Origin of the sequence: Rhizobium cerradonense, assembly GCF_030182455.1 — a bacterium.
In the GTDB taxonomy this organism is placed as follows: Bacteria; Pseudomonadota; Alphaproteobacteria; order Rhizobiales; family Rhizobiaceae; genus Rhizobium.
The window spans coordinates 45,674-65,128 of the sequence record NZ_JAQJCK010000003.1 but is presented as its reverse complement, the minus strand read 5'-3'; the positions used below and the strand labels follow the sequence as shown (position 1 = coordinate 65,128).

Annotated in this window: 21 protein-coding genes; 13 read left to right on the top strand and 8 right to left on the bottom strand. The window is 60.4% G+C overall.

Annotated elements, in window-relative coordinates; all coding sequences use genetic code 11:
- Positions 1-95: 95 nt before the first annotated feature.
- Positions 96-1,382 carry a D-alanyl-D-alanine carboxypeptidase family protein gene (locus tag PH547_RS07840; RefSeq protein ID WP_104822226.1) on the bottom strand — a complete coding sequence of 429 codons (1,287 nt, stop codon included), beginning with the start codon at positions 1,380-1,382 and terminating at the stop codon, positions 96-98.
- A 228-nt stretch (positions 1,383-1,610) separates the two neighbouring features.
- Between PH547_RS07840 and PH547_RS07835 the strand changes: the two genes are divergently transcribed.
- Positions 1,611-2,669, top strand: a complete 1,059-nt coding sequence (locus tag PH547_RS07835; RefSeq protein WP_285167935.1) for a polysaccharide deacetylase family protein — start codon at positions 1,611-1,613, stop codon at positions 2,667-2,669.
- Positions 2,670-2,673: 4 nt separating this feature from the next.
- On the opposite strand, the gene pdxH is transcribed toward PH547_RS07835, so the two are convergent.
- A complete protein-coding gene (gene pdxH, locus PH547_RS07830; RefSeq protein WP_285167933.1) occupies positions 2,674-3,294 on the bottom strand; it encodes a pyridoxamine 5'-phosphate oxidase in 621 nt (206 codons plus the stop codon).
- Between the two features lie 62 nt (positions 3,295-3,356).
- Between pdxH and PH547_RS07825 the strand changes: the two genes are divergently transcribed.
- Positions 3,357-3,815 carry an RT0821/Lpp0805 family surface protein gene (locus PH547_RS07825; RefSeq protein ID WP_285167932.1) on the top strand — a complete coding sequence of 153 codons (459 nt, stop codon included), beginning with the start codon at positions 3,357-3,359 and terminating at the stop codon, positions 3,813-3,815.
- A gap of 16 nt (positions 3,816-3,831) precedes the next feature.
- On the opposite strand, the gene PH547_RS07820 is transcribed toward PH547_RS07825, so the two are convergent.
- Positions 3,832-5,355 carry an HAL/PAL/TAL family ammonia-lyase gene (locus PH547_RS07820; protein WP_285167931.1) on the bottom strand — a complete coding sequence of 508 codons (1,524 nt, stop codon included), beginning with the start codon at positions 5,353-5,355 and terminating at the stop codon, positions 3,832-3,834.
- 30 nt (positions 5,356-5,385) lie between these two features.
- Complete coding sequence (locus PH547_RS07815; protein WP_285167930.1) at positions 5,386-6,390, bottom strand: ornithine cyclodeaminase family protein; 1,005 nt, start codon at positions 6,388-6,390, stop codon at positions 5,386-5,388.
- A gap of 337 nt (positions 6,391-6,727) precedes the next feature.
- Here PH547_RS07815 and PH547_RS07810 point away from each other — a divergent pair, with 337 nt between their 5' ends.
- The 3 genes from PH547_RS07810 to PH547_RS07800 all read left to right on the top strand — a co-directional run bounded on the left by PH547_RS07810 (position 6,728) and on the right by PH547_RS07800 (position 9,445).
- Positions 6,728-7,891: a DnaJ domain-containing protein gene (locus tag PH547_RS07810; protein ID WP_285168199.1), complete on the top strand. Its 1,164-nt coding sequence runs from the start codon at positions 6,728-6,730 to the stop codon at positions 7,889-7,891.
- A gap of 122 nt (positions 7,892-8,013) precedes the next feature.
- Positions 8,014-8,832, top strand: a complete 819-nt coding sequence (gene fabI / locus PH547_RS07805) for an enoyl-ACP reductase FabI (RefSeq protein ID WP_104822220.1) — start codon at positions 8,014-8,016, stop codon at positions 8,830-8,832.
- A gap of 19 nt (positions 8,833-8,851) precedes the next feature.
- The gene (locus PH547_RS07800) at positions 8,852-9,445 is read left to right on the top strand and encodes a histidine phosphatase family protein (protein ID WP_285167928.1); all 594 of its coding nucleotides are present in this window, start codon (positions 8,852-8,854) and stop codon (positions 9,443-9,445) included.
- Between the two features lie 31 nt (positions 9,446-9,476).
- On the opposite strand, the gene PH547_RS07795 is transcribed toward PH547_RS07800, so the two are convergent.
- A complete protein-coding gene (locus PH547_RS07795; RefSeq protein WP_104822218.1) occupies positions 9,477-9,737 on the bottom strand; it encodes a DUF1344 domain-containing protein in 261 nt (86 codons plus the stop codon).
- Between the two features lie 301 nt (positions 9,738-10,038).
- Here PH547_RS07795 and aroC point away from each other — a divergent pair, with 301 nt between their 5' ends.
- The gene (gene aroC / locus PH547_RS07790; RefSeq protein WP_104822217.1) at positions 10,039-11,136 is read left to right on the top strand and encodes a chorismate synthase; all 1,098 of its coding nucleotides are present in this window, start codon (positions 10,039-10,041) and stop codon (positions 11,134-11,136) included.
- 10 nt (positions 11,137-11,146) lie between these two features.
- Positions 11,147-12,250: a 3,4-dihydroxy-2-butanone-4-phosphate synthase gene (ribB, locus tag PH547_RS07785; protein WP_104822216.1), complete on the top strand. Its 1,104-nt coding sequence runs from the start codon at positions 11,147-11,149 to the stop codon at positions 12,248-12,250.
- A 40-nt stretch (positions 12,251-12,290) separates the two neighbouring features.
- Here the strand turns inward: ribB and PH547_RS07780 are convergent, their stop codons facing one another.
- Both PH547_RS07780 and PH547_RS07775 read right to left on the bottom strand, forming a co-directional pair.
- On the bottom strand, positions 12,291-13,340 hold the full coding sequence (locus tag PH547_RS07780) for a dipeptidase (protein WP_104822215.1): 1,050 nt from the start codon (positions 13,338-13,340) through the stop codon (positions 12,291-12,293).
- An 88-nt stretch (positions 13,341-13,428) separates the two neighbouring features.
- Positions 13,429-14,619 (bottom strand): winged helix-turn-helix domain-containing protein, encoded by a 1,191-nt coding sequence (locus PH547_RS07775; protein ID WP_104825004.1) that lies wholly within the window; start codon positions 14,617-14,619, stop codon positions 13,429-13,431.
- 107 nt (positions 14,620-14,726) lie between these two features.
- On the opposite strand from PH547_RS07775, the gene PH547_RS07770 reads away from it, so the two are divergent.
- The 3 genes from PH547_RS07770 to PH547_RS07760 are packed head-to-tail and all read left to right on the top strand — an operon-like array spanning position 14,727 to position 16,598.
- Complete coding sequence (locus PH547_RS07770; RefSeq protein ID WP_285167926.1) at positions 14,727-15,404, top strand: energy-coupling factor ABC transporter ATP-binding protein; 678 nt, start codon at positions 14,727-14,729, stop codon at positions 15,402-15,404.
- Entirely contained in the window at positions 15,404-16,006 is a 603-nt protein-coding gene (locus PH547_RS07765) for an energy-coupling factor transporter transmembrane component T family protein (RefSeq protein ID WP_104822213.1), read from the top strand. The genes PH547_RS07770 and PH547_RS07765 overlap by 1 nt, the downstream gene beginning before the upstream one ends.
- Positions 16,007-16,034: 28 nt before the next feature.
- The gene (locus PH547_RS07760) at positions 16,035-16,598 is read left to right on the top strand and encodes a biotin transporter BioY (RefSeq protein ID WP_104822212.1); all 564 of its coding nucleotides are present in this window, start codon (positions 16,035-16,037) and stop codon (positions 16,596-16,598) included.
- Between the two features lie 8 nt (positions 16,599-16,606).
- Here PH547_RS07760 and PH547_RS07755 read toward each other — a convergent pair whose 3' ends face one another.
- Positions 16,607-17,008, bottom strand: a complete 402-nt coding sequence (locus PH547_RS07755; RefSeq protein WP_104822211.1) for an acyl-CoA thioesterase — start codon at positions 17,006-17,008, stop codon at positions 16,607-16,609.
- Between the two features lie 165 nt (positions 17,009-17,173).
- Between PH547_RS07755 and PH547_RS07750 the strand changes: the two genes are divergently transcribed.
- The 3 genes from PH547_RS07750 to PH547_RS07740 all read left to right on the top strand — a co-directional run bounded on the left by PH547_RS07750 (position 17,174) and on the right by PH547_RS07740 (position 19,367).
- On the top strand, positions 17,174-18,115 hold the full coding sequence (locus tag PH547_RS07750) for a histone deacetylase family protein (RefSeq protein WP_104822210.1): 942 nt from the start codon (positions 17,174-17,176) through the stop codon (positions 18,113-18,115).
- Positions 18,116-18,117: 2 nt separating this feature from the next.
- The gene (locus PH547_RS07745; RefSeq protein WP_104825003.1) at positions 18,118-18,369 is read left to right on the top strand and encodes an exodeoxyribonuclease VII small subunit; all 252 of its coding nucleotides are present in this window, start codon (positions 18,118-18,120) and stop codon (positions 18,367-18,369) included.
- 74 nt (positions 18,370-18,443) lie between these two features.
- Positions 18,444-19,367 carry a pirin family protein gene (locus PH547_RS07740; RefSeq protein WP_104822209.1) on the top strand — a complete coding sequence of 308 codons (924 nt, stop codon included), beginning with the start codon at positions 18,444-18,446 and terminating at the stop codon, positions 19,365-19,367.
- Positions 19,368-19,455: the final 88 nt, after the last annotated feature.

Here is a 19,455-nt window from a genome sequence, read left to right as displayed (position 1 = left end):
TATGTTCTCAACAGAAGTGAACGATTCTGCCGGAAATAGCAAGACGGCGGAGCTTGTGCCCCGCCGTCTTGATAGTTTCAAAACTTGATTTCCGCTCAGCCCTTGGTCGGCAACAGCATGCAGTTGAAATCCTTGCGTTTCAGCGCGGCGCAGGCGGAATTCGCATCATCGCGGCTGCCGAAGCCAACGAAACGGGCGCGATAGACCGTGTTGCTGCCCTTGCCGACGGCTTCGGTATAGGGCGAAGCGTTGGCAAGAGCGCCGCCCGCCTTGGATTGAGCCTCGGACAGCAGGTCCTTGGCGGCCTGCGCCGTCGGAGTAGCTGCGATCTGCACCTGCCAACCGCCGGTCGCCGGTTTGCCGGCATTTTGGATTTCATCCATCGCCATCGGGCGATCCATCGGCACGGTCACATTTGTCGTGGCGGCATAAGCGAGCGGGGCCTGAGCCGGCGTGAACTCGGCGCGCTTGCGCGTCGTCGTGGCCGTGGTTTGCGCATCGACATCGGCAGCAACATCATCCGTCGCCGAAGCAACTTCGACCTGCTTTGCACCGCCAACACTTGCCATGAGGCGCGATGAAGTGGCGGAGGTCGCTTTCGGCACATAGCGATTGAGAAGGGAAGCCATGAAGGCATCGCGGCCACGGGCAGTCGCGCCGCCCATGACGACGCCGATAACGCGGCGGTTGCCCTGGCGCACGGCGCTGACTATGTTGAAGCCGGAGGCATTGGTGTAGCCGGTCTTGATGCCGTCCATGCCTTCGTAGCGATACATCAGATTGTTATGGCCACGGACGCGGCTGCCGCGATAGGTGAAGCTCGACTGCGAAAACAGCCGATATTCCTGAGGATAATTGTTGATGAGCGCAACGGCGAGCGTCGACATGTCGCGCGCGGTCGTCACCTGCTCCATGCTCGGCAAGCCCGATGGATTGGTGAAGACGGTGCGGCGCATGCCGAGTTCGCGCGCCTTCTGCGTCATGATGCGGGCAAAGCCGCTTTCGCTACCGCCCAGCGCTTCGCCCATGGCAGTGGCGGCATCGTTGGCGGACTTGATGATCATGCCATTGACGGCATCGCGGACGGTGATGGTGCTGCCCGGCTTCAGGCCGAGCTTGGTCGGGCTCTTGCCGGAGGCGTTGCTCGAGACCGGAATCGCCGTGTTCCAACCCAGCTTACCACGATGAATAGCCTCAAACGTCAGGTACAGCGTCATCATCTTGGTCAGCGAAGCAGGGTGGTTGAGATCATCGGCATTATCCGAAGCCAGCACCCTGCCGGATTTCGCGTCCATGATGAAATAGGCGCTGCCCGCAAAGCTCGCTACCGGTGCGCTCAACAGTAAGACGGCCGCAGAAAGGGCCATCAAAAGTTTTTTCATATTCGTCCCCAACTGAAACAAATGCCAATACACCGCATCAACCTGTTGTGCGCATTTGCGACAAGAGCCTGATTTCGGTGCGATATTGAGGCAACACCCTCGACAGAATTCCAATTTTGCCTTTGCTGGTAAAATAACCGTTAACACATTGAAAAGATGGCGCAGATTCAGCAAGACTTAACGGCGGATGGGCTAGAGCATGGGCATTCTTCAACCGGGTCAATCCCCATGGAACAGGGCATCAGAATTCGTCTCAAGCGCGCGGCGATCTCCGGCGGGCTGGAAACCGCCGCAATTCTGAAAAACCTCGGCCTGATGCGCGACGTCGCCGGCCTCGGCGCCATCTTCACCCTGCATCATGTCCGCCCTCCCTTGCCCCGAACCTTTGCCCCGAATGCGCATCTGGAAATTTCGCCCGAATTCCTCGACAGCGCGATCACGCGACTGAAACGGGATGGTTACGAATTCATTTCTCTTGATGCGTTGCCGGACCGTATCGCAAGTGATCGCAACAAGCCACCCTTTGCTGCTTTCACACTCGACGACGGTAATCGCGACAATTTCGATTATGCGCTGCCGGTCTTTGCCCGCCACGGTACGCCCTTCACGATCTTCGTCACCCAAGGTCTGTCGGAGAGGACGCACAGCATATGGTGGGAAACGCTGGCCGAGCTGCTTTCCCAACGAGATCGCCTGACCTTCGATTTCGGTACGGGCGCAGAGAGCTTCGACCTCAACAAAACCGGCCAACGGCAAGCCGCGTTTGCCCGCTTTGCCGCTTATGTTCATGCCCATGACGAGTTGGAGGCGATTGCCCGGATCGACGAGTTCGCCCGGGCGAACGGCATGGAGCCGCTCGATCTCGTGCGCGCAGCGATCATGGACCGGGCAGAATTGAAGCAGCTTATCCGTCACCCCCTCGCCTCGCTCGGCGCCCATACGGTCAGCCACCGGGCGCTTGCCCGTCTTCCGGAAGCGGAAGCCGCGGCGGAAATGGCGTTGTCGGCGGATTATGTCGCTGACCTCATCGGCCAGCGGCCGGTGGCGATCGCCTATCCCTATGGGACCGCCGATGCGGTCTCTCCTCGCGAAGCCCGGCTTGCGGCGGAACTCGGCTTTTCCGTCGGCGTGACGACCCGACCCGGGACGATCGGAGCGGCGAGCGCCGCCACGATCACCCATTTGCCGCGGCTGTCATTGAACGGTCACTACCAGAAGGCCCGATATGCATCGGCACTTGCCTCCGGCATCCCCATGAGGCTGATGGGGTGCCGGGCCTCATCATGATCCGTTACGGATACATCCGCACCTTTTCCCAGGCGCCCTCCGGCACGTCGCGGCGGAATTCGACGCGATCGTGCAGGCGGAACTGGCGATCGTGCCAGAATTCGATCGACAACGGCCGGATGCGGAAGCCGGACCAATAGGCAGGGCGCGGTATGTCGCCGATGGCGTAGCGAGCGGTGTATTCGGCAACCGCCTTTTCCAGGGCGAAGCGGCCCTCGAGCGGGCGCGACTGCTTCGACGCCCAGGCGCCGATGCGGCTGCCGCGGGCACGCGTCTTGAAATATTCATCGGCTTCGTTGTCGCTGACCACTTCAACCAGGCCGCGCAGCCTTACCTGACGCCGGAGCGACTTCCAGTGGAAGCACATGGCCGCTTTCTTTTGGGAAAGAATTTCTTGGCCTTTCTGGCTTTCGAAATTTGTATAGAATACGAATCCCTGACTATCGAAACCTTTCAGAAGAACCATGCGGACATTTGGCAATCCATCCTTATCAACCGTTGCCAAGGCAACCGCATTCGGATCATTCGGCTCATTGGCTTCAGCGTCGCGCAGCCAGGAAGCGAAAAGCGCAAAGGGCTCGTTCTGCTCGGTGAAGTCACCGCTTGTTAACTCGTTTTCCGACATATTAGCTCAAATTCTCCGCATTTCCTAAAATCGCCAGCCCCAACACTGGCCAAGATACTCGGGTGGAAGTCATAGCAAAGTCGACGGTTCATACAAAGCGCAAGCTTGCAAAAGGCGCGACGATGGCGATTGCCATTTTCTCCCTTTTCTCCCTTGGCGGCTGCGTCGGCGGCGGCATGGACATGCTGAGTTCGACGAAGGTGGATCGGAGCGTTTCAACAGGCACCATCCCGACCGCTCCTGTGACAACCGACAGCGTTTCAGACGAGACAACCGTGCGCAATGCGGTGACTTCGGCAGATCTCGCCAAGCTGAACGGACAGCCCGTGCCCTGGGCGAATGCCTCGACGGGAAGCGCCGGCGTCATCGACACGATCGTTGAAAACAACGCCTCGGGACAGGTCTGCCGCCAGTTCCGCACCACCCGTCACTCCTATGACGGCATCGCCAATTTCTTCGGCAAGACCTGTCTTATCGGCCAAGGCGAATGGCAATTGCTGAGTTTCCAGCAGGACGGCTGATCGCCTCCTCTCTTTCTTATTTCATAGTCAGAAGCGGGCCGATTAGCGTGCCCGCCGCAATGCAGTCCGCAAGCGCGTAGATGTCGTTGCTGGGCGAACGGTCCACCTCCAGCGGTGGGACTATCGAGCGGACAACGGTAAACAGCATCCCGGTCCCCTCACCCAACCTGATTGCGCCTCGCAGATCGATGGCCCGCGCGGCTATGATCAGTTCGATCGCCGTCAGATATCGCAGCTTCACCGCCAGCCGTCCGGTCTTGTCGATCACCGACATGGCAAGCGATGCATAATCCTCGACGCGATCGGCGACGGGCGTCACAGCAAAGGGCATGGGCATCGCCAGGTGGCCGATCTCCGCCGTCAGCGCCGCAACGGTCTTCTGCAAGGCGCCAAAGCCGTTGGCGCCGACACCTTCCGGCGCCAGAAAACGCGGCAGATCGGAGAAGCCCGGCGACAGCAACTTCATGATTCGCTCGGCCGCCATAGCCGCAAGGCGGGCGAGCGCCAGCCCCAGCGTGTCGAAGGCCAGCACCATATGGGTGGGATCGAAATTGCCGGTCGGCAGCACGACATCCTCATCGGCAAGAACCGATGGGTTGTCGTCACTGGAGCCCAGTTCCAGCTCGGTAGCAGTCCACGCCGCTCTCAGCGCATGTAATGCGGCGCCGGAGACCGATGGCACGCAGCGAAGGCTGAGCGGGTCTTGAAGGCGCCGCGCTGCCCCCGGCTTCATCAGATCGCCGCCTTCGAGGAGTGAGCGGACGGCTGCCGCGACTTCGCCCTGGCCGGGGCCGGGCCGCAAGCGACTTGCCAGCGGATCGAGCGGATCAAGGCTGGCGCGAAATCCTTCATAGGACAGCGCTGCCGCACCGATATGCGCATCGAAAATACGCCTAATATCCTGCAGCATCAGGCACGCAAGGCCGACGGATGCGGCGTTGGACGAGATCAGCGACAGTCCATCCTTTATGCCGAAGGACGGCTGCACAAGGCTGGCCGCCGCCAAGGCATCGGCGCCGGAGACCTCACGCCCATCCGGAAGAATGGCCCTCCCCTCGCCGACCAATACCAAGGCGATATGCGCAAGCGGCGGGAGATCCGCCTCGCCGATCGAGCCGGTCATCGGCACCTTCGGATGGACGGAACAATTGAGCATGCCGGCAAGCGCTTGCGCCACCTCTGGCGATACACCCGAATAGCCGAGGCAGAAGCGGGCTAGGCGCGCCGCCATCATGGCGCGGACCTCGTCCGCTTCGGCAAAGCGCCCGACGCCGACGGCGCGGGGGCGCGGAATGCGATGTTGCCCGGAATCCTTCGCGGGATCGAGGCGCGTATCGACAGCCGCACCCAAACCGGTGCTGACTCCATAGATCGCCTTGCCCGCGCCCGCATGGCGGAGGAGACAGGCATAGGCTGCTTCGATGCCTGCGATCGCATCGGCGCCGATCTCGACCTCGGCGCCATTGCGAGCCACGGCGCAGATCGCGTCGATATCCGCGCGGGACGCATCGAAGATCACGCTTTTGGCGTCAGCACCCATCCGTCTGTCCGTTTCTCAAACTGTCGGTTTTCAAGCAAAGCGCAGGCGCTGGCCGATATTCATCCGCTTCGCCTTGTCGACCATGGCGGCCCCCAGCGCAACGTCCGTGGTACTGAGACCGCGATGCCAGAAGAGAATGATCTCGTCGTCGTTTTCGCGGCCAGGCCGCGCACCACAGACGATCTGGCCGATTTCGGCATGCAGCGTCTCCGCCGTCACCTTGCCCTCATCGACATGCCGGCGCAATGCGCCAAAGGGACGGCCGGGGCCGCATTGGCCCCAATCGTCGACGACGACTTTGTCCATGATGTCGGTCAGATCGAATTCCAGCGCGCTCATCGTGCCATAAGGAACGACGAAAGCACCCTTCTTGACCCAGGCGGTCTTGAAGAGCGGCGTCGGCTCCGGCAGGCGGCTGGCCTCTACCATGATGTCGGCGTCCTTCAGGCAGTCTTCCCAATTGTCGGTGACGATGATCTTCTTGCCCAGGTCTTCTTCCAATCGGGCGGCGAAAGCGTCGCGGCTTTCCGGCCGGCGGGAATGGACGCGGATTTCCTCGAAATCGAACAGATGGTCGAGCAGGCGGACATTCCAATAGGAGGTGCCGCGCGCGCCGATATGGCCAAGCACCTTGCTATCCTTGCGGGCGAGATGGCGGGCACCGATCGCGGTGACCGCGCCCGTGCGCATATCGGTAATCGCGGTGGCATCGATGATCGCCTTCGGCATGCCGGTGCGCGGATCGAAAAGGTTGAGCACGGCCATTTCAGAAGGAAGACCCTGCTTATAGTTATCGACGAAATCGCCGACCACTTTGACACCAGCATAGTCGAGAGGCTTCACATAGCCGCGTAGCACGTTGAAATGGCCCTTGTCGGAACTTTCGGGCACGAGATGCACGCGCGGTTCGATCACTGTCTCGCCGCGACCCTGCGCGTCCAAAGCTTTGCTGACGGCATCGAGGATTTCGTCGTTGGTCAGCGCCAGCGCCTTGGTATCGATGGCGTTCAGATAGTCGATCCAAATTTCCTGCATGGGATGCCCTGACCCTTCCGCTTGTCGCTATGCTCGCCTCATCATGAAATGAGTTGTCTATACTTATTGTCAAGGCAAATCCGGTGCGAAAGCCGTGCCTTCAGTCTTAAGCAGGGCGTGGCTTCCTTAGCGAACGGCTAACCATTGCGGCAGATCGAACCCTTGCCGCCAGCCGGGCGTAACAACTGATTAGCAACTGCTCGCGCAGGATCACACCATATGCGCGTCAACCTTCTTGCTTCCGGGGGAGTGAGAATACGGCGCGATCCATATGTTTTCTTCCTTTTGGGGTGCCGCAACGAGGCCGGGCACACCCTTCAAAACGGTGGTTATGATGATGCGCGATCCTTACAAGGTGCTTGGCGTAAAGCGCGATGCCGGGGCGGATGAAATCAAGACGGCATGGCGCAATCTCGCCAAGGCCGTGCATCCCGATCACAACATCGGCGATCCCACGGCAACGGAGCGCTTTGCCGAGATCGGCCGCGCCTATGAAACGCTGAAGGATCCGCAGAAGCGCAGCCGTTACGATCAGGTGGCGCGCATGGCCGAGGCGAAGGGTCAAAGCACAGAGCAGACCATCATGCAGCAGCGTCAGGCTGCGCGCGAAGCCGCGGAGCGTGCCAAGGCTGCGCGCGCCAACGCCGAAAAGATCATGGAAGAACTCGCCCGCGCCAATGCCCAGAAGGCGCAGAAGGCTGCGTCGGCCGCCAATCCGCAGGCCGCCGGGGCCGAGTCACCCGAGGATATGGTCGAGCGCATTTTCGGCGCCAAGGCCGCCCGTGCCGCACCGAACCAGGCAGAGACTGCCGCCAGTGCCGCGGAGACGGAAAAGCCACGCGAACCGGAGAGCGGCGAGACGGAAGAAAACTTTGCCGAAGAGGAGCAGCTCGCGACGGGGACCGGCTCAACCGTCTTCCGCTCGCGCTTCGGCATTCTCGGCTCGCTCGTGCGCCGCTTTACGGGCGGCGGCGCTCAGGACAAGGTGCCGGAGAAGACGCCGGAGATCGCTGCCGAAGCGACCGTCACTCTCGATGACATGCTGAAGGGAAACTGGATCACCGTACCGCTGTCCGACGGACGGGAGGCGCGCTTTCAGGCGACGACGGATATCAGCAACGGCCAGGTGGTGCATCTGAAGGGCCAGGGGATGAAATTGCAGGGGATGCTGCGCGGCGATGTCGCGATCACCATCCATCTCTCCACCGACAGCCGCTTCACGCTTAATGGCCTCGACGTCCACACGACCCTTCCCGTGACCATCGAAAATGCGGTGCTCGGTTATGAGACAACGGTCGAGGGATTGAACGGGCCGGTCAAGCTGACAGTCCCCCCCTGGTCCGGTTCGGATCAGGTCATCCGAATCTCCGACCAGGGACTACCGGACGGGCATGGTGCAAAAGGCAATCTCGTGGTGGAATTGCGCCTGATGCTGTGGGAAAAACCGGACGACAAAGTTACCGATTTGATGCGCAGCATGCGCGAGGGGCTTTTTTTGTGAAATTTCAGTGACAACCGCACCCTTTGTTACGATCCCTAACAGTTGATGATCTTTCCGATGCTTGAACAGGGGATCGGCCTATGCCATAGGCAGGATCATTCGAAAGTTCAAGGGAGCAGAATATGGCTCAAGCCACTGGCCTCATGGCAGGCAAGCGCGGCGTCATCCTCGGCGTTGCAAACAACCGTTCCATAGCGTGGGGTATTGCCAAGGCCTGTTCCGAAGCCGGTGCCGAAATCGCGTTGACGTGGCAGGGCGACGCTCTGAAGAAGCGCGTCGAGCCGCTCGCCCAGGAACTCGGCGCCTTCATGGCAGGCCATTGCGACGTTACGGAACCCGCGACGATCGACGCCGTCATCGACTCGCTGGAAGCGAAATGGGGCAAGATCGATTTCGTCGTGCATGCCATTGCCTTCTCCGACAAGGATGAGCTGACCGGCCGCTATGTCGACACCAGCCGCGATAATTTCGCGCGCACCATGGACATCTCCGTCTATTCGCTGCTCGCCGTCGCCCAGCGCGCCGAGCGCATCATGAACGATGGCGGCTCGATCATTACGCTGACCTATTACGGCGCGGAAAAGGTCATGCCGAATTACAACGTCATGGGCGTCGCCAAGGCTGCGCTCGAAGCAAGCGTGCGCTACCTTGCCGTCGACCTCGGCGGTCGCGGCATTCGCGTCAACGCCATTTCGGCCGGCCCGATCAAAACGCTGGCCGCCGCCGGCATCGGCGACTTCCGCTATATTCTGAAATGGAACGAATATAACGCGCCGCTAAAGCGCACGGTTTCGATCGACGAAGTCGGCAACTCCGCGCTTTATCTGCTCTCCGATCTTTCCACCGCCGTCACCGGCGAAGTGCACCATGTCGATTCGGGCTATCACGCCATCGGCATGAAGGCCGTCGATGCGCCTGACATCGCCGTCATCAAGGATTGATCAACAGGAAGTCTGAACCGTGCCGCCTCTTTATGTGATACGCCACGGTCAGACGGACTGGAATGCCGAGCGCCGGCTGCAGGGACAGAAGGATATCGATCTCAACGCCATCGGCCGCGCGCAGGCGCGGCAGAATGGTGTTGAGCTCGGCGAAATTCTCGCCTTTGAAAATCAGCCTTTCGACTTTGTCGCAAGCCCGCTAAGGCGCACCCGCGAAACCATGGAGATCGCGCGCGAAGCCATGGGGCTACCGCCGAAGGACTATCGCACCGACGAACGGCTCGTAGAAGTCTCCTTCGGAGCCTGGGAAGGTTTCACCCTAAAAGAATTGAAGGCGACCGAGGCCGAACGTCTTGCCGAGCGCAATGCCGGCAAATGGGACTTCATCCCGCCCGGCGAGGATGCGGAGAGCTATGAGATTCTCTCCTGGCGCGTCGGCTCCTGGCTGACTTCGGTCGATCGGCCCACCGTCTGCGTCACCCACGGCGGCGTCATCCGCTCGCTGTTCCGGTTGATCGCCGATGTCTCGAAAGAAGATGCCGCTGAAGCGGAAATCCCGCAGGATCGCATTTTGAAGGTCGATACGCAGTTGAACATCATCGGCTGGATCTAACGCCGCCGGCTAAAGGAATAATCCCCGTTCCCTACTGCACGATATCGAGATCGTTGATGACGCGCTTGCCGTCGACCTCGGTATAGAAGACGACCACTTTGACGCCGGCCTTCAGACCCGTGAAATCGAAATCCTGCGGCGCCTGATAATTCTTGCCGTCGTCCAGCGTAATGCTGAAATTCTTCTCATCGACCTTCTTGATCGTGGCCTCGACGTCAGCGCTTTCGGCAAAGCCGGCGACGGGGGCGAGGAGACTTGCCGTGGCCAGGAGCGTCGCAACAAAGAAGCGCATCGGGAGTACCCTTTTGATTCATTATCAGTGCTAAATTTGATCGTTCCAAGGTAACGCTTTGAATATGGCGGAAGTTGCCCGCAACAATGGCTTTCGTCGCCTAATTGATGAATGTGTTTTCACGATCCACAGCATGGATTAATCTTCGTTTACCATATCGAGCGTTTGCGGGTTCTCGCCGTGCGGGATCCATCACGGAAAGAAAGATTTGCCTCGGCAGCTTTTTGGCCTATGAGTGTGCCGCAATTCCAAGAGACAAAGGCGCGGCCGCCGCCGGGCCACAGTAATCCGGTCGTTTCCCATGTCGCACAATACATTCGGTCATCTCTTCCGCGTCACCACCTGGGGCGAAAGCCACGGGCCGGCGCTTGGCTGCGTCGTCGACGGCTGCCCCCCGGGGCTCCGTTTCAAGCTTGAGGACATTCAGGTCTGGCTCGACAAGCGCAAGCCGGGACAGTCGCGCTTCGTGACGCAGCGCCGCGAAGATGATCTCGTCAAGGTACTGTCCGGCGTGATGCTGGATGAAGACGGCGAGACGATGATTTCGACGGGCACGCCGATCTCGATGCTGATCGAAAACACCGACCAGCGTTCCAAGGATTACGGCGAGATCGCGCGGCGTTATCGCCCCGGCCATGCCGACTATACCTATGACGTCAAATACGGCATTCGCGACTATCGCGGTGGCGGCCGTTCGTCGGCCCGCGAGACCGCGGCGCGTGTCGCCGCCGGCGGTATTGCCCGCCTCGTCGTGCCCGGCGTTACCGTGCGCGGCGCGCTGGTACAAATCGGAAAGCACAAGATAAATCGCGCCAATTGGGACTGGGCACAGGTCGATCAGAACCCGTTCTTCTCGCCGGATCCGGAAATCGTGCCGGTCTGGGAGGAATATCTCGACGGCATCCGCAAGGCCGGCTCCTCGATCGGCGCCGTTGTCGAAGTCATTGCCGAAGGCGTGCCCGCCGGTCTTGGCGCACCGATCTACAGCAAGCTCGATCAGGATATCGCCTCGCTGCTGATGTCGATCAACGCCGTCAAGGGCGTCGAGATCGGCAATGGCTTTGCTGCTGCCGAAATGAGCGGCGAGGAAAACGCCGACGAAATGCGCATGGGCAATGACGGCAACCGCATCTTCCTATCCAACCATGCCGGCGGCATATTGGGCGGCATTTCCACCGGCGAGCCGGTCATCGCCCGCTTCGCCATCAAGCCGACCTCGTCGATCCTGACCGAGCGCCGATCGATCGATGCCGACGGCAACAATGTCGATGTCCGCACCAAGGGCCGCCATGACCCTTGCGTCGGCATTCGCGCCGTGCCGATCGGCGAGGCGATGGTTGCCTGCGCCATAGCCGATCATTACCTTAGGGATCGCGGCCAGACCGGCCGGCTGAAATAAGGACGTTTTCATGCCCTATGATCAGAAGCGCGTGGTGGAAGCCCTCCGAGCCTTCGAGGCCGGCGAGATCGTCGTCGTCATGGACGATAACGACCGCGAGAATGAAGGCGACCTGATCGTTGCCGCCGTCCATTGCACGCCCGAGAAGATGGCCTTCATCGTCCGCCATACGTCGGGGATCGTCTGCACGCCGATGCCGCGCGAGGAGGCCAAGCGCCTGAACCTCAATGCCATGGTGGCGGAAAACGATTCCGCGCATACAACCGCATTTACCGTTTCCGTCGACTTCAAGCACGGCACGACGACGGGCATTTCCGCCGACGACCGCACGCTGACGGTGCGCAATCTCGCCAATCCGAATGTCGGCCCGACCGATTTCCTCCGACCCGGCCATATCTTCCCGCTGGTCTCGCGGGAAGGTGGGGTGCTGATGCGCTCTGGCCATACGGAAGCCGCCGTAGACCTCTGCAAGCTCGCCGGCCTGCCGCCGATCGGCGTCATCAGCGAGCTCGTCAATGACGACGGCACGGTGACGCGCGGCCAGCAGGTGGTGGAATTTGCCGAGCGGAACGAGCTGAAGCTCATCTCCGTCGCCGACCTCATCGCCTATCGCCAGCGCAAGGAAACGCTGATCGAACTCGGCGCCAGCTTCGATATCGAAACGCCGTTCGGCAAGGCGCGCGCTCACACCTATTCGCTACCCTGGGACCCGATGCAGCATCTCGCAGTCGTCTTTGGCGACATCCGCGACGGCATCGACATTCCGGTGCGCCTGCATCCGGAAAATGTGGCCGAAGACCTGTTCGGAAAGCGCCGTCCGGTCGATTTCTACATGAAGAAGATCGCTGATGAAGGCCGCGGCATCATCGTTTATCTCCGCGAAGGTTCCGTTGGCGTCGGCCATATCGACAATGGTCGCAAATCCCGCCAGGCCGGCCACGAGACCCATGCCGAGGCCCAGGCCCGCGACAGCGAATGGCTGGAAATCGGCCTCGGCGCGCAGATTCTGAAAGATCTCGGCGTCAGCTCGATCAAACTGCTCACCAGCCGCGAACGGCACTATGTCGGCCTGGAAGGGTTCGGCATCGAGATCGCCCGGACGGAGATTTGCTGATCTTGTTAATGGGTCAGCATTCTTGAATAACCGTAGTCAGCTATCTCCAAGTCAGGCCGAACACGCGAAGCCAATTGTCATAGGCGAATTTTCGCAGGGTCAACTCATCGAATTCATTTTTGCGCATGGCGTCTATGAGATGTGGCAGGCCGCTTGCATCCTTGATTTGGCGGGGCATGACCGCGCCATCAAAATCTGATCCGAGAGCGACCCTATCCGCTCCGACGCGACCTATGAGATAGTCGAAATGACGAACAACAAGGTCGAGAGGCGTGTCGTCTTCAAGGTGGCCATCGGGGCGAATGTCGTTGACGGCCAGGTTCAATCCGATGACCCCGTCAGTATCGCGAATGGCATCTAACTGCCGATCGGTTAGGTTTCGGGTCGATGGGCATAGGGCGTGAGCGCAGGCATGCGTGGCGACAAGCGGAGCGGTGCTCAGGGCGGCCACGTCCCAAAACCCACGCTCGTTCAGATGGGAAACATCGATCATTATTCCGAGAGCATTGCATCTTTTGACCAGGCTCTTGCCTAAATCCGTAAGCCCCGGCCCAGTATCGGGAGACCTCGGATAAGCGAACGGGACGCCATAGCCAAAAATATTCGGACGGCTCCAAACGATGCCGAGAGATCGGAGGCCCGCGTCATATAGGGCATCCAGATATCCGAAATCAGGGCCGATGGCCTCTGCCCCCTCTATATGAAGCACGACGGCAAAGGCGGCGTCCATCTGGGCAGTCCGAATATCATTCACGCTTGTGGCGAGGCGGATCTGGCCGTTGGAGCGTTCGATCAAACCCCTCATCGCGGAAAGCTGGCCATCGATTTGTCCACGGGCATAGTCCGGATGGACGGCATCGGCATAACGAACTTCGTATCCATCACGAGTGATAGTAAGGTCATCCACCGGCTCGTGTTCTGGAGAGGCATGCATTGCAAACAATCCGCCAGCCAAGCGGCCTTCACGCGCTCGCGGAAGATCAAGATGCCCCATCTCCGATCGGACCATAAAATCCCGGCCGGTAGATTTATAATCCACCATGAACTGAACCGCATCATTATGCCCATCGAATACATAAATGCTGCTCATGTGATCTCTGCCCCAAGGTTCAAGTGCAGTTTGGCCTACGCAGTCCTCTCGGAAACCAGCGGGAAATCAGGACGGAAGAACAGGCAATTTATCCCCGCCACCCCTCCAGAAACACCACCTTCTCCACCCCGGCAAAACGCGCCACCCGCTCCAATTCCGCTTCCAACTTTTCCAGCCGTCCGGCGGATGCCCGGACACTTGGTTCCAGCCACAGGCGTTTGACGTCCAGCGTGCCCGCCTTGCGGTCGGCTTTCATATCGATCCGGCCGATCAGCCGGTCTCCTTCCAGGAGCGGGAAAACGTAATAGCCATATTCACGCTTCGGCTCCGGCACGAAGACCTCGATCCGGTAGAAGAAGCCGAACAGGCGTTCGGTGCGGTTGCGGTCGCGTATCGTCGGATCGAAGGGGCTGAGGACGCGCATCCGGGCGGGAGCTTCGGGGAAGCTGTCGAGCGTAGCTGGGAAATCGGCAAAGCCGAAGGAAGGGCGCGGTTTGCCGTCCATGGCGGGCTCGATCAATATTTCGGCGAGTTCCGCGCGATGCGTGTCGACCCAGGTCTTCGCTTCCTGCGGCGTCACCAAGTCCCAGAAGGCGGCGATTTCGCCTGACGTGGCAAACCCAAGGCGTTGCAAAGCGCTGCGGCAAGCCCAGTCGACGAATTCGTCGTGGCCGACTTCGGGCGTGTGGAAATTTTCCGGCAGTACGCGCTCGACGAGATCGTAGACCTTTTGGAAATTGGTGCGGCCGGCGATGGCGAATTTGCCGGTACGCCAGAAATATTCGAGCGCGGTCTTGTTCGGATGCCAGTTCCACCAGCCGCCGGAGGTATGGTTCTCGTCCTTGATCTCACGGGCGGTAATGGCGCCGTTTTTCAGGACGCGCTCGTAGGTCTCCTCGAAGGCGGCTTCGAACCCCTCGCCCCGCCATTTGCGCCAGCGCTCGACGATCGCCAGCTCCTCGCGGCGAAACCGGTGCTTCCAATAGACGAAGAAGGCGCTGGGCAGGATGGAGGCATCATGCGTCCAGTTTTCGAACAGCGCGCCGTCCTTTTCGAGCAGTTCCGTCAGATGTTCGCGCCGATAGGTCTGGTTGCGGGAAAACAGAATCTGGTGATGCGCCCGCTCGACCGTCGAGATGCTATCGACCTGCACGAAGCCGATATCGTGGATCAACTGCAGCAGCCCGGCCTTGGTCAGGGCACGGTTCGGCGGATTGGAAAGCCCCTGCTTGGCGAGGAAGACGCGGCGGGCATCTCGGTTTGAAAGCAGATTCGTCATGCTCAGATCATAGGCATTAATTCCCATGCTTTCAAACGGCGTTGATTTGATAATTCGTTATGATGGGCTATAGGACCGCGATATCACGATGGAACAGGGCCAGCAGCTTGGATATCCGTTTCGACAATGCCGGCGTCAATTTCGGCCCGCGGCTTGCGCTTTCGCCGCTCAGCTTGACGCTGAGCGAGCGGCGCGTCGGTGTGATCGGGCTCAACGGTTCCGGCAAGACGACATTTGCGCGGCTGATCAACGGGCTTGCCAAGCCTACGACCGGCCGGGTCACCGTCAATGGGCTCGACACCGTGACCGACGCCAAGTCCGTGCTCGGCAAGGTCGGCTATATCTTCCAGTCGCCGCAGAATCAGATCATCCTGCCGATCATCCGCGACGATATCGCCTTCGGCCTCAAGGCGCGCGGCCTCGGCAAGAGCGAGATCGAGGCGGCGGTGGACGGCATTCTCGACCGGTTCAGCGTCCGCCATCTGGCGGAGCGGCGCGCACATGAACTTTCCGGCGGCGAGCTGCAGATGGCCGCTCTCTGCTCCGTGCTCGTCACCGGACCCGACATCCTCATTCTCGACGAACCGACCAATCAGCTCGACCTCCGGAACAGGGCGCTGGTTCAGGAAACCATTGCCGGGCTGCCGGAACATGTCATCGTCATCAGCCATGACCTGCCACTGATAGAGGATTTCGATCGGGTGCTGCTGTTCGATCAAGCTCGATTAATCGCGGATGCGCCACCGACGGAGGCAATCGCCCGCTACAGGGAGTTGGCTGCCTGATGCAGACGCTGCACGTCGACGCCAGTACCTGGATGCACCGGCTGACGCCGCGTCTGAAGCTTGGCGCGCTGGCGGCCCTCGGCATCCTGTTGTTCCTGACGGACAACCTCGCACTGCTTGGCCTCGCCGTTGCCATCGGCGCCCTCCTCTATTTCAGCACTGGCTTGCCCGTGAGCGAAGCGTTGAAACGGCTGCGGCCGGTCGTTCTCACCATTATCGTCGTGGCGCTGTTCAGCCTGATCTTCAATCCCGTCCATGTCGCTGCTGTCACCGTGTTGCGGCTGACCGCGCTCACGCTTTTCGCGGCCGTGGTGACGGCGACGACGTCGATCGCTGCTTTCATTGACGAGATCACGGCGCTTGCCGTGCCATTGGAAAAGGTCGGCCTCCTGAAGGCGGCCGATATCGGTCTTTCGGTCGGCCTCGTCGTGCGCTTCGTTCCGGAAATTCTCGACCGTTACCGTGCCATCCGCGAGGCGCATGAAGCTCGCGGGATCAAAATCCGCATGACAACAGCGCTGGTGCCGCTGATCATCCTGACGCTGCGCGATGCCGATAATATCGCAGCCGCGATTGACGCCAGGGGCATTCGGCGGCATTGAAAAGACACTGTTTTCGACTGGAGCCGTCATGACCACCCGCGACCTCGTTCTCTCCGCGCTTTTTGCCGCCATCATCGTAGCGCTCGGCCTGCTGCCGCCGATCTCGATCGGCATCATTCCGGTGCCGATCACGGCACAGTCGCTCGGCGTGATGCTTGCGGGCGTGGTGCTCGGCGCAAAGCGCGGCGCCGTCGCGGTGTTGATCGTCGTCGTGCTGGTGGCGATCGGCCTGCCGGTGCTGTCGGGCGGCCGCGGCGGCCTTGCCGTCTTCGCCGGTCCGACGGCCGGTTTCTTCATCGGCTGGATCTTCGCCGCCTATGTCACCGGCTATCTCTCCGAGCGGCTGGTGAAGGCCGAGCAAACGGCCCTTGCCCAGGGCATCGGCTTCTTCATCGCTTCAGTGATCGGCGGCGTCGTGGTTCTCTACGCCTTCGGCATTGCCTGGCTCGCGATCGGGGCCAATCTCGGCTTCACCAACGCGTTCAAGGGGTCGATGGGCTTCGTTCCGGGTGACCTCGTCAAAGCTGTCGTCGCCGCCCTCGTCGGCCGCGCCGTCATGGTTGGCTACCCCCTGCTGCCGCAGCGAAGCTGAGCCAAAAGTCAATCGAGGTATTTGTAGAGCCAGTCGCGGGTATCTTCCGGAAGCGGCACAGGATCGTGTTCCTCGCCGCGCACGGCGAGCCAGAGAATTTCCACCTCCGCCGCCACCTCATTGCCGGTTTCGACCAGGACCATGAAGCCGATCGACTTGCCGCCGATCTTGTTGACGCTGACCGAAAAGCGGGCGAGATCGTCATAACGCAGCGCCCGGTGCAGCGCGCACGAAGCCTTAGTGGCGATGTAGACCGGCTCGTCGCTCACCAGCGGCCGGGCGCGCCAAAAATTCGACAGCGCCGTTTCCGCCTGGGAGATGTAGGAGGCGATGAACATCTGCCCTTGCCTGTCGACATCGCGAGGCGGTACCCGCATTTCGATGACATCGGATCGTTCTAGACTCATCATCACGCAAAACCCTGGCCGACGGCTCGCACCTTAATGAAAGCTTAACATCGCGCCTCAAGAAGTAAACGGTTGGTAGCCCAACGTGGTTAAGATGGATTGTTGACATTATGGTGATACTGCCCATGTCCGGTAGCAGATGTCATATCCCGTCTGTAGATTGGTTTCATGAGCACACGTCTTTACGAGCACCCGATTTTTCTGGAACATCTTACCCCCCCGGGTCATCCGGAGAGGCCTGACCGGTTGCGGTCTTTGAATATCGCGCTGGAGCATCCGAACTTCGAGCGACTGGACCGGCGCCAGGCGCCAATCGCCAATGAAGACGCCGTGTTGCTTGCCCATCCGGAAGAGCACCTCACCTTTGTGATGCGCTCGATCCCCGACGGGGGTGACGAGGACGAGATCAACCAGCTCGAAGCCGACACCTATGCCAGCCCGAAGACGCTGCAGGCGATCCTGCGTGGCGTCGGCGGCGCAATGGCGGCAGTCGACGACGTATTCTCCGGCGCGGCCGACAACGTCTTTGTCGCGGCCCGCCCCCCTGGCCACCACGCAGAGAAGTCCAAGGCCATGGGCTTCTGCTTCTTCAACAACGTGGCAATCGCCGCCCGCCATGCGCAGAAGGCCCATGGAGCCGAGCGCGTCGCCATCGTTGACTGGGACGTGCATCACGGCAACGGCACGCAGGACATCTTCTGGGACGATCCCTCGGTGCTCTTCTGCTCCACGCATCAAATGCCGCTTTACCCCGGCACCGGCAAGAAGGACGAGCGCGGCACGCATAATACCATCGTCAACGCGCCGCTTTCGCCCAATACCGGCGGCGACCATTTCCGCGAGGCCTTCAAATCGCGCGTGCTGCCGGCACTCGACGATTTTCGCCCCGACCTCATCCTCATCTCGGCCGGCTTCGATGCCCATCATCGCGATCCCCTGGCACAATTGAATCTCACCGGCGAGGATTTCGACTGGGCGACCGGGCGCATTCTGGAAGCCGCCGACCGCAGCGCCAAGAACCGGGTCGTCAGCCTGCTCGAAGGCGGCTATGATCTGGAAGGCCTCGCCGAATCGGCAGGCCTGCATATTCTGCGCATGATGAAGGGTTGATGATGAGCGAAAGCGCCAAAGTGGATGTGTCCGGCTATTCCTTTGAAAAGGCTGTGGCGGAGCTCGAAAGCATCGTCGCGCGGCTGGAACGCGGCGACGTCGCGCTCGACGAATCCATCGCCATCTATGAGCGCGGCGAAGCGCTGAAGAAGCATTGCGAGGCTCTGCTCTCGGCAGCGGAGAACCGCATCGAGAAGATCAGGCTCGACCGCGCCGGCAAGCCCCAAGGCACGGAGCCGCTGGACGGACAGTGAGGCCCGCGCGCGCAAGATTTGAGTTTCCGACCTATTGCCGTTAGGTTGGCTTTCAACCGAATGGAGCGCTCGTCATGTCCTTCTTCCCTGGAAAAGATCCGCTGCCCGGCGATGCCTTCGCCTGCGACGCGATCGAGCATCTCATCATTCCCCGCACCAGCGATCTCGGCGGCTTCTTCGTCCGTCGTGCGCTTCCGAGCAGCCGGCGGCGGCTAGTGGGACCGTTCATCTTTTTCGACCGCATGGGTCCCGCAGTGCTGCGGCCGGGCGAAGCACTGGATGTCAGGCCGCATCCGCATATCGGCCTCTCGACCGTCACCTATCTTTTCGACGGCGAAATCCGTCATAGGGACAGCCTCGGGACGGAAAAGGTCATTCGCCCCGGCGATATCAACCTGATGACAGCCGGGCGCGGTATCGTGCATTCCGAGCGCACGCCAGACAATCTGCGCGGCCATCCGCTGGCGATGTCCGGCCTGCAGACGTGGCTAGCCCTGCCGGACGACAAGGAAGAGATCGATCCGGCCTTTACCCATACCGAAAAGAGCGACATGCCGCTGATCGACGACGGCGGAGCGACGGGCCGCGTGGTCATCGGCAGCTTCGAGGGCGTGACCTCGCCGGTCAAAGTCTTTTCCGACACGCTCTATGTCGATCTTCAGCTTCAGCCCGGCGCAAAGTTTCCGTTCGGCGCCGGGCATGAGGAACGTGCGGTCTATATTCTCTCCGGCTCGCTCATTGTTGCGGGCGACCGTTTCGAACAGGATCAACTCCTTGTCTTCCGCCCCGGCGATGCGATTGCCCTGGAGGCGGCTGAAAAAGGCTGTCATTTGATGCTTTTTGGTGGTGCGGCACTCAATTCAAAGCGCTATATCTGGTGGAATTTCGTGTCTTCTTCTAAGGAACGCATCGAAAAAGCCAAGGAAGAATGGCGCACCGGCCGTTTCGATATCGTGCCGGGAGACGAGGAAGAGTTTATTCCTTTGCCGGAAAGCTAACGAGTTCATAACAATGCCAAATGTTTCTTGTTCAGGCACTCCTTGAATTCGTCGCCTTTTGTCGCAATCTTTTTTGAGATAAAGGCGG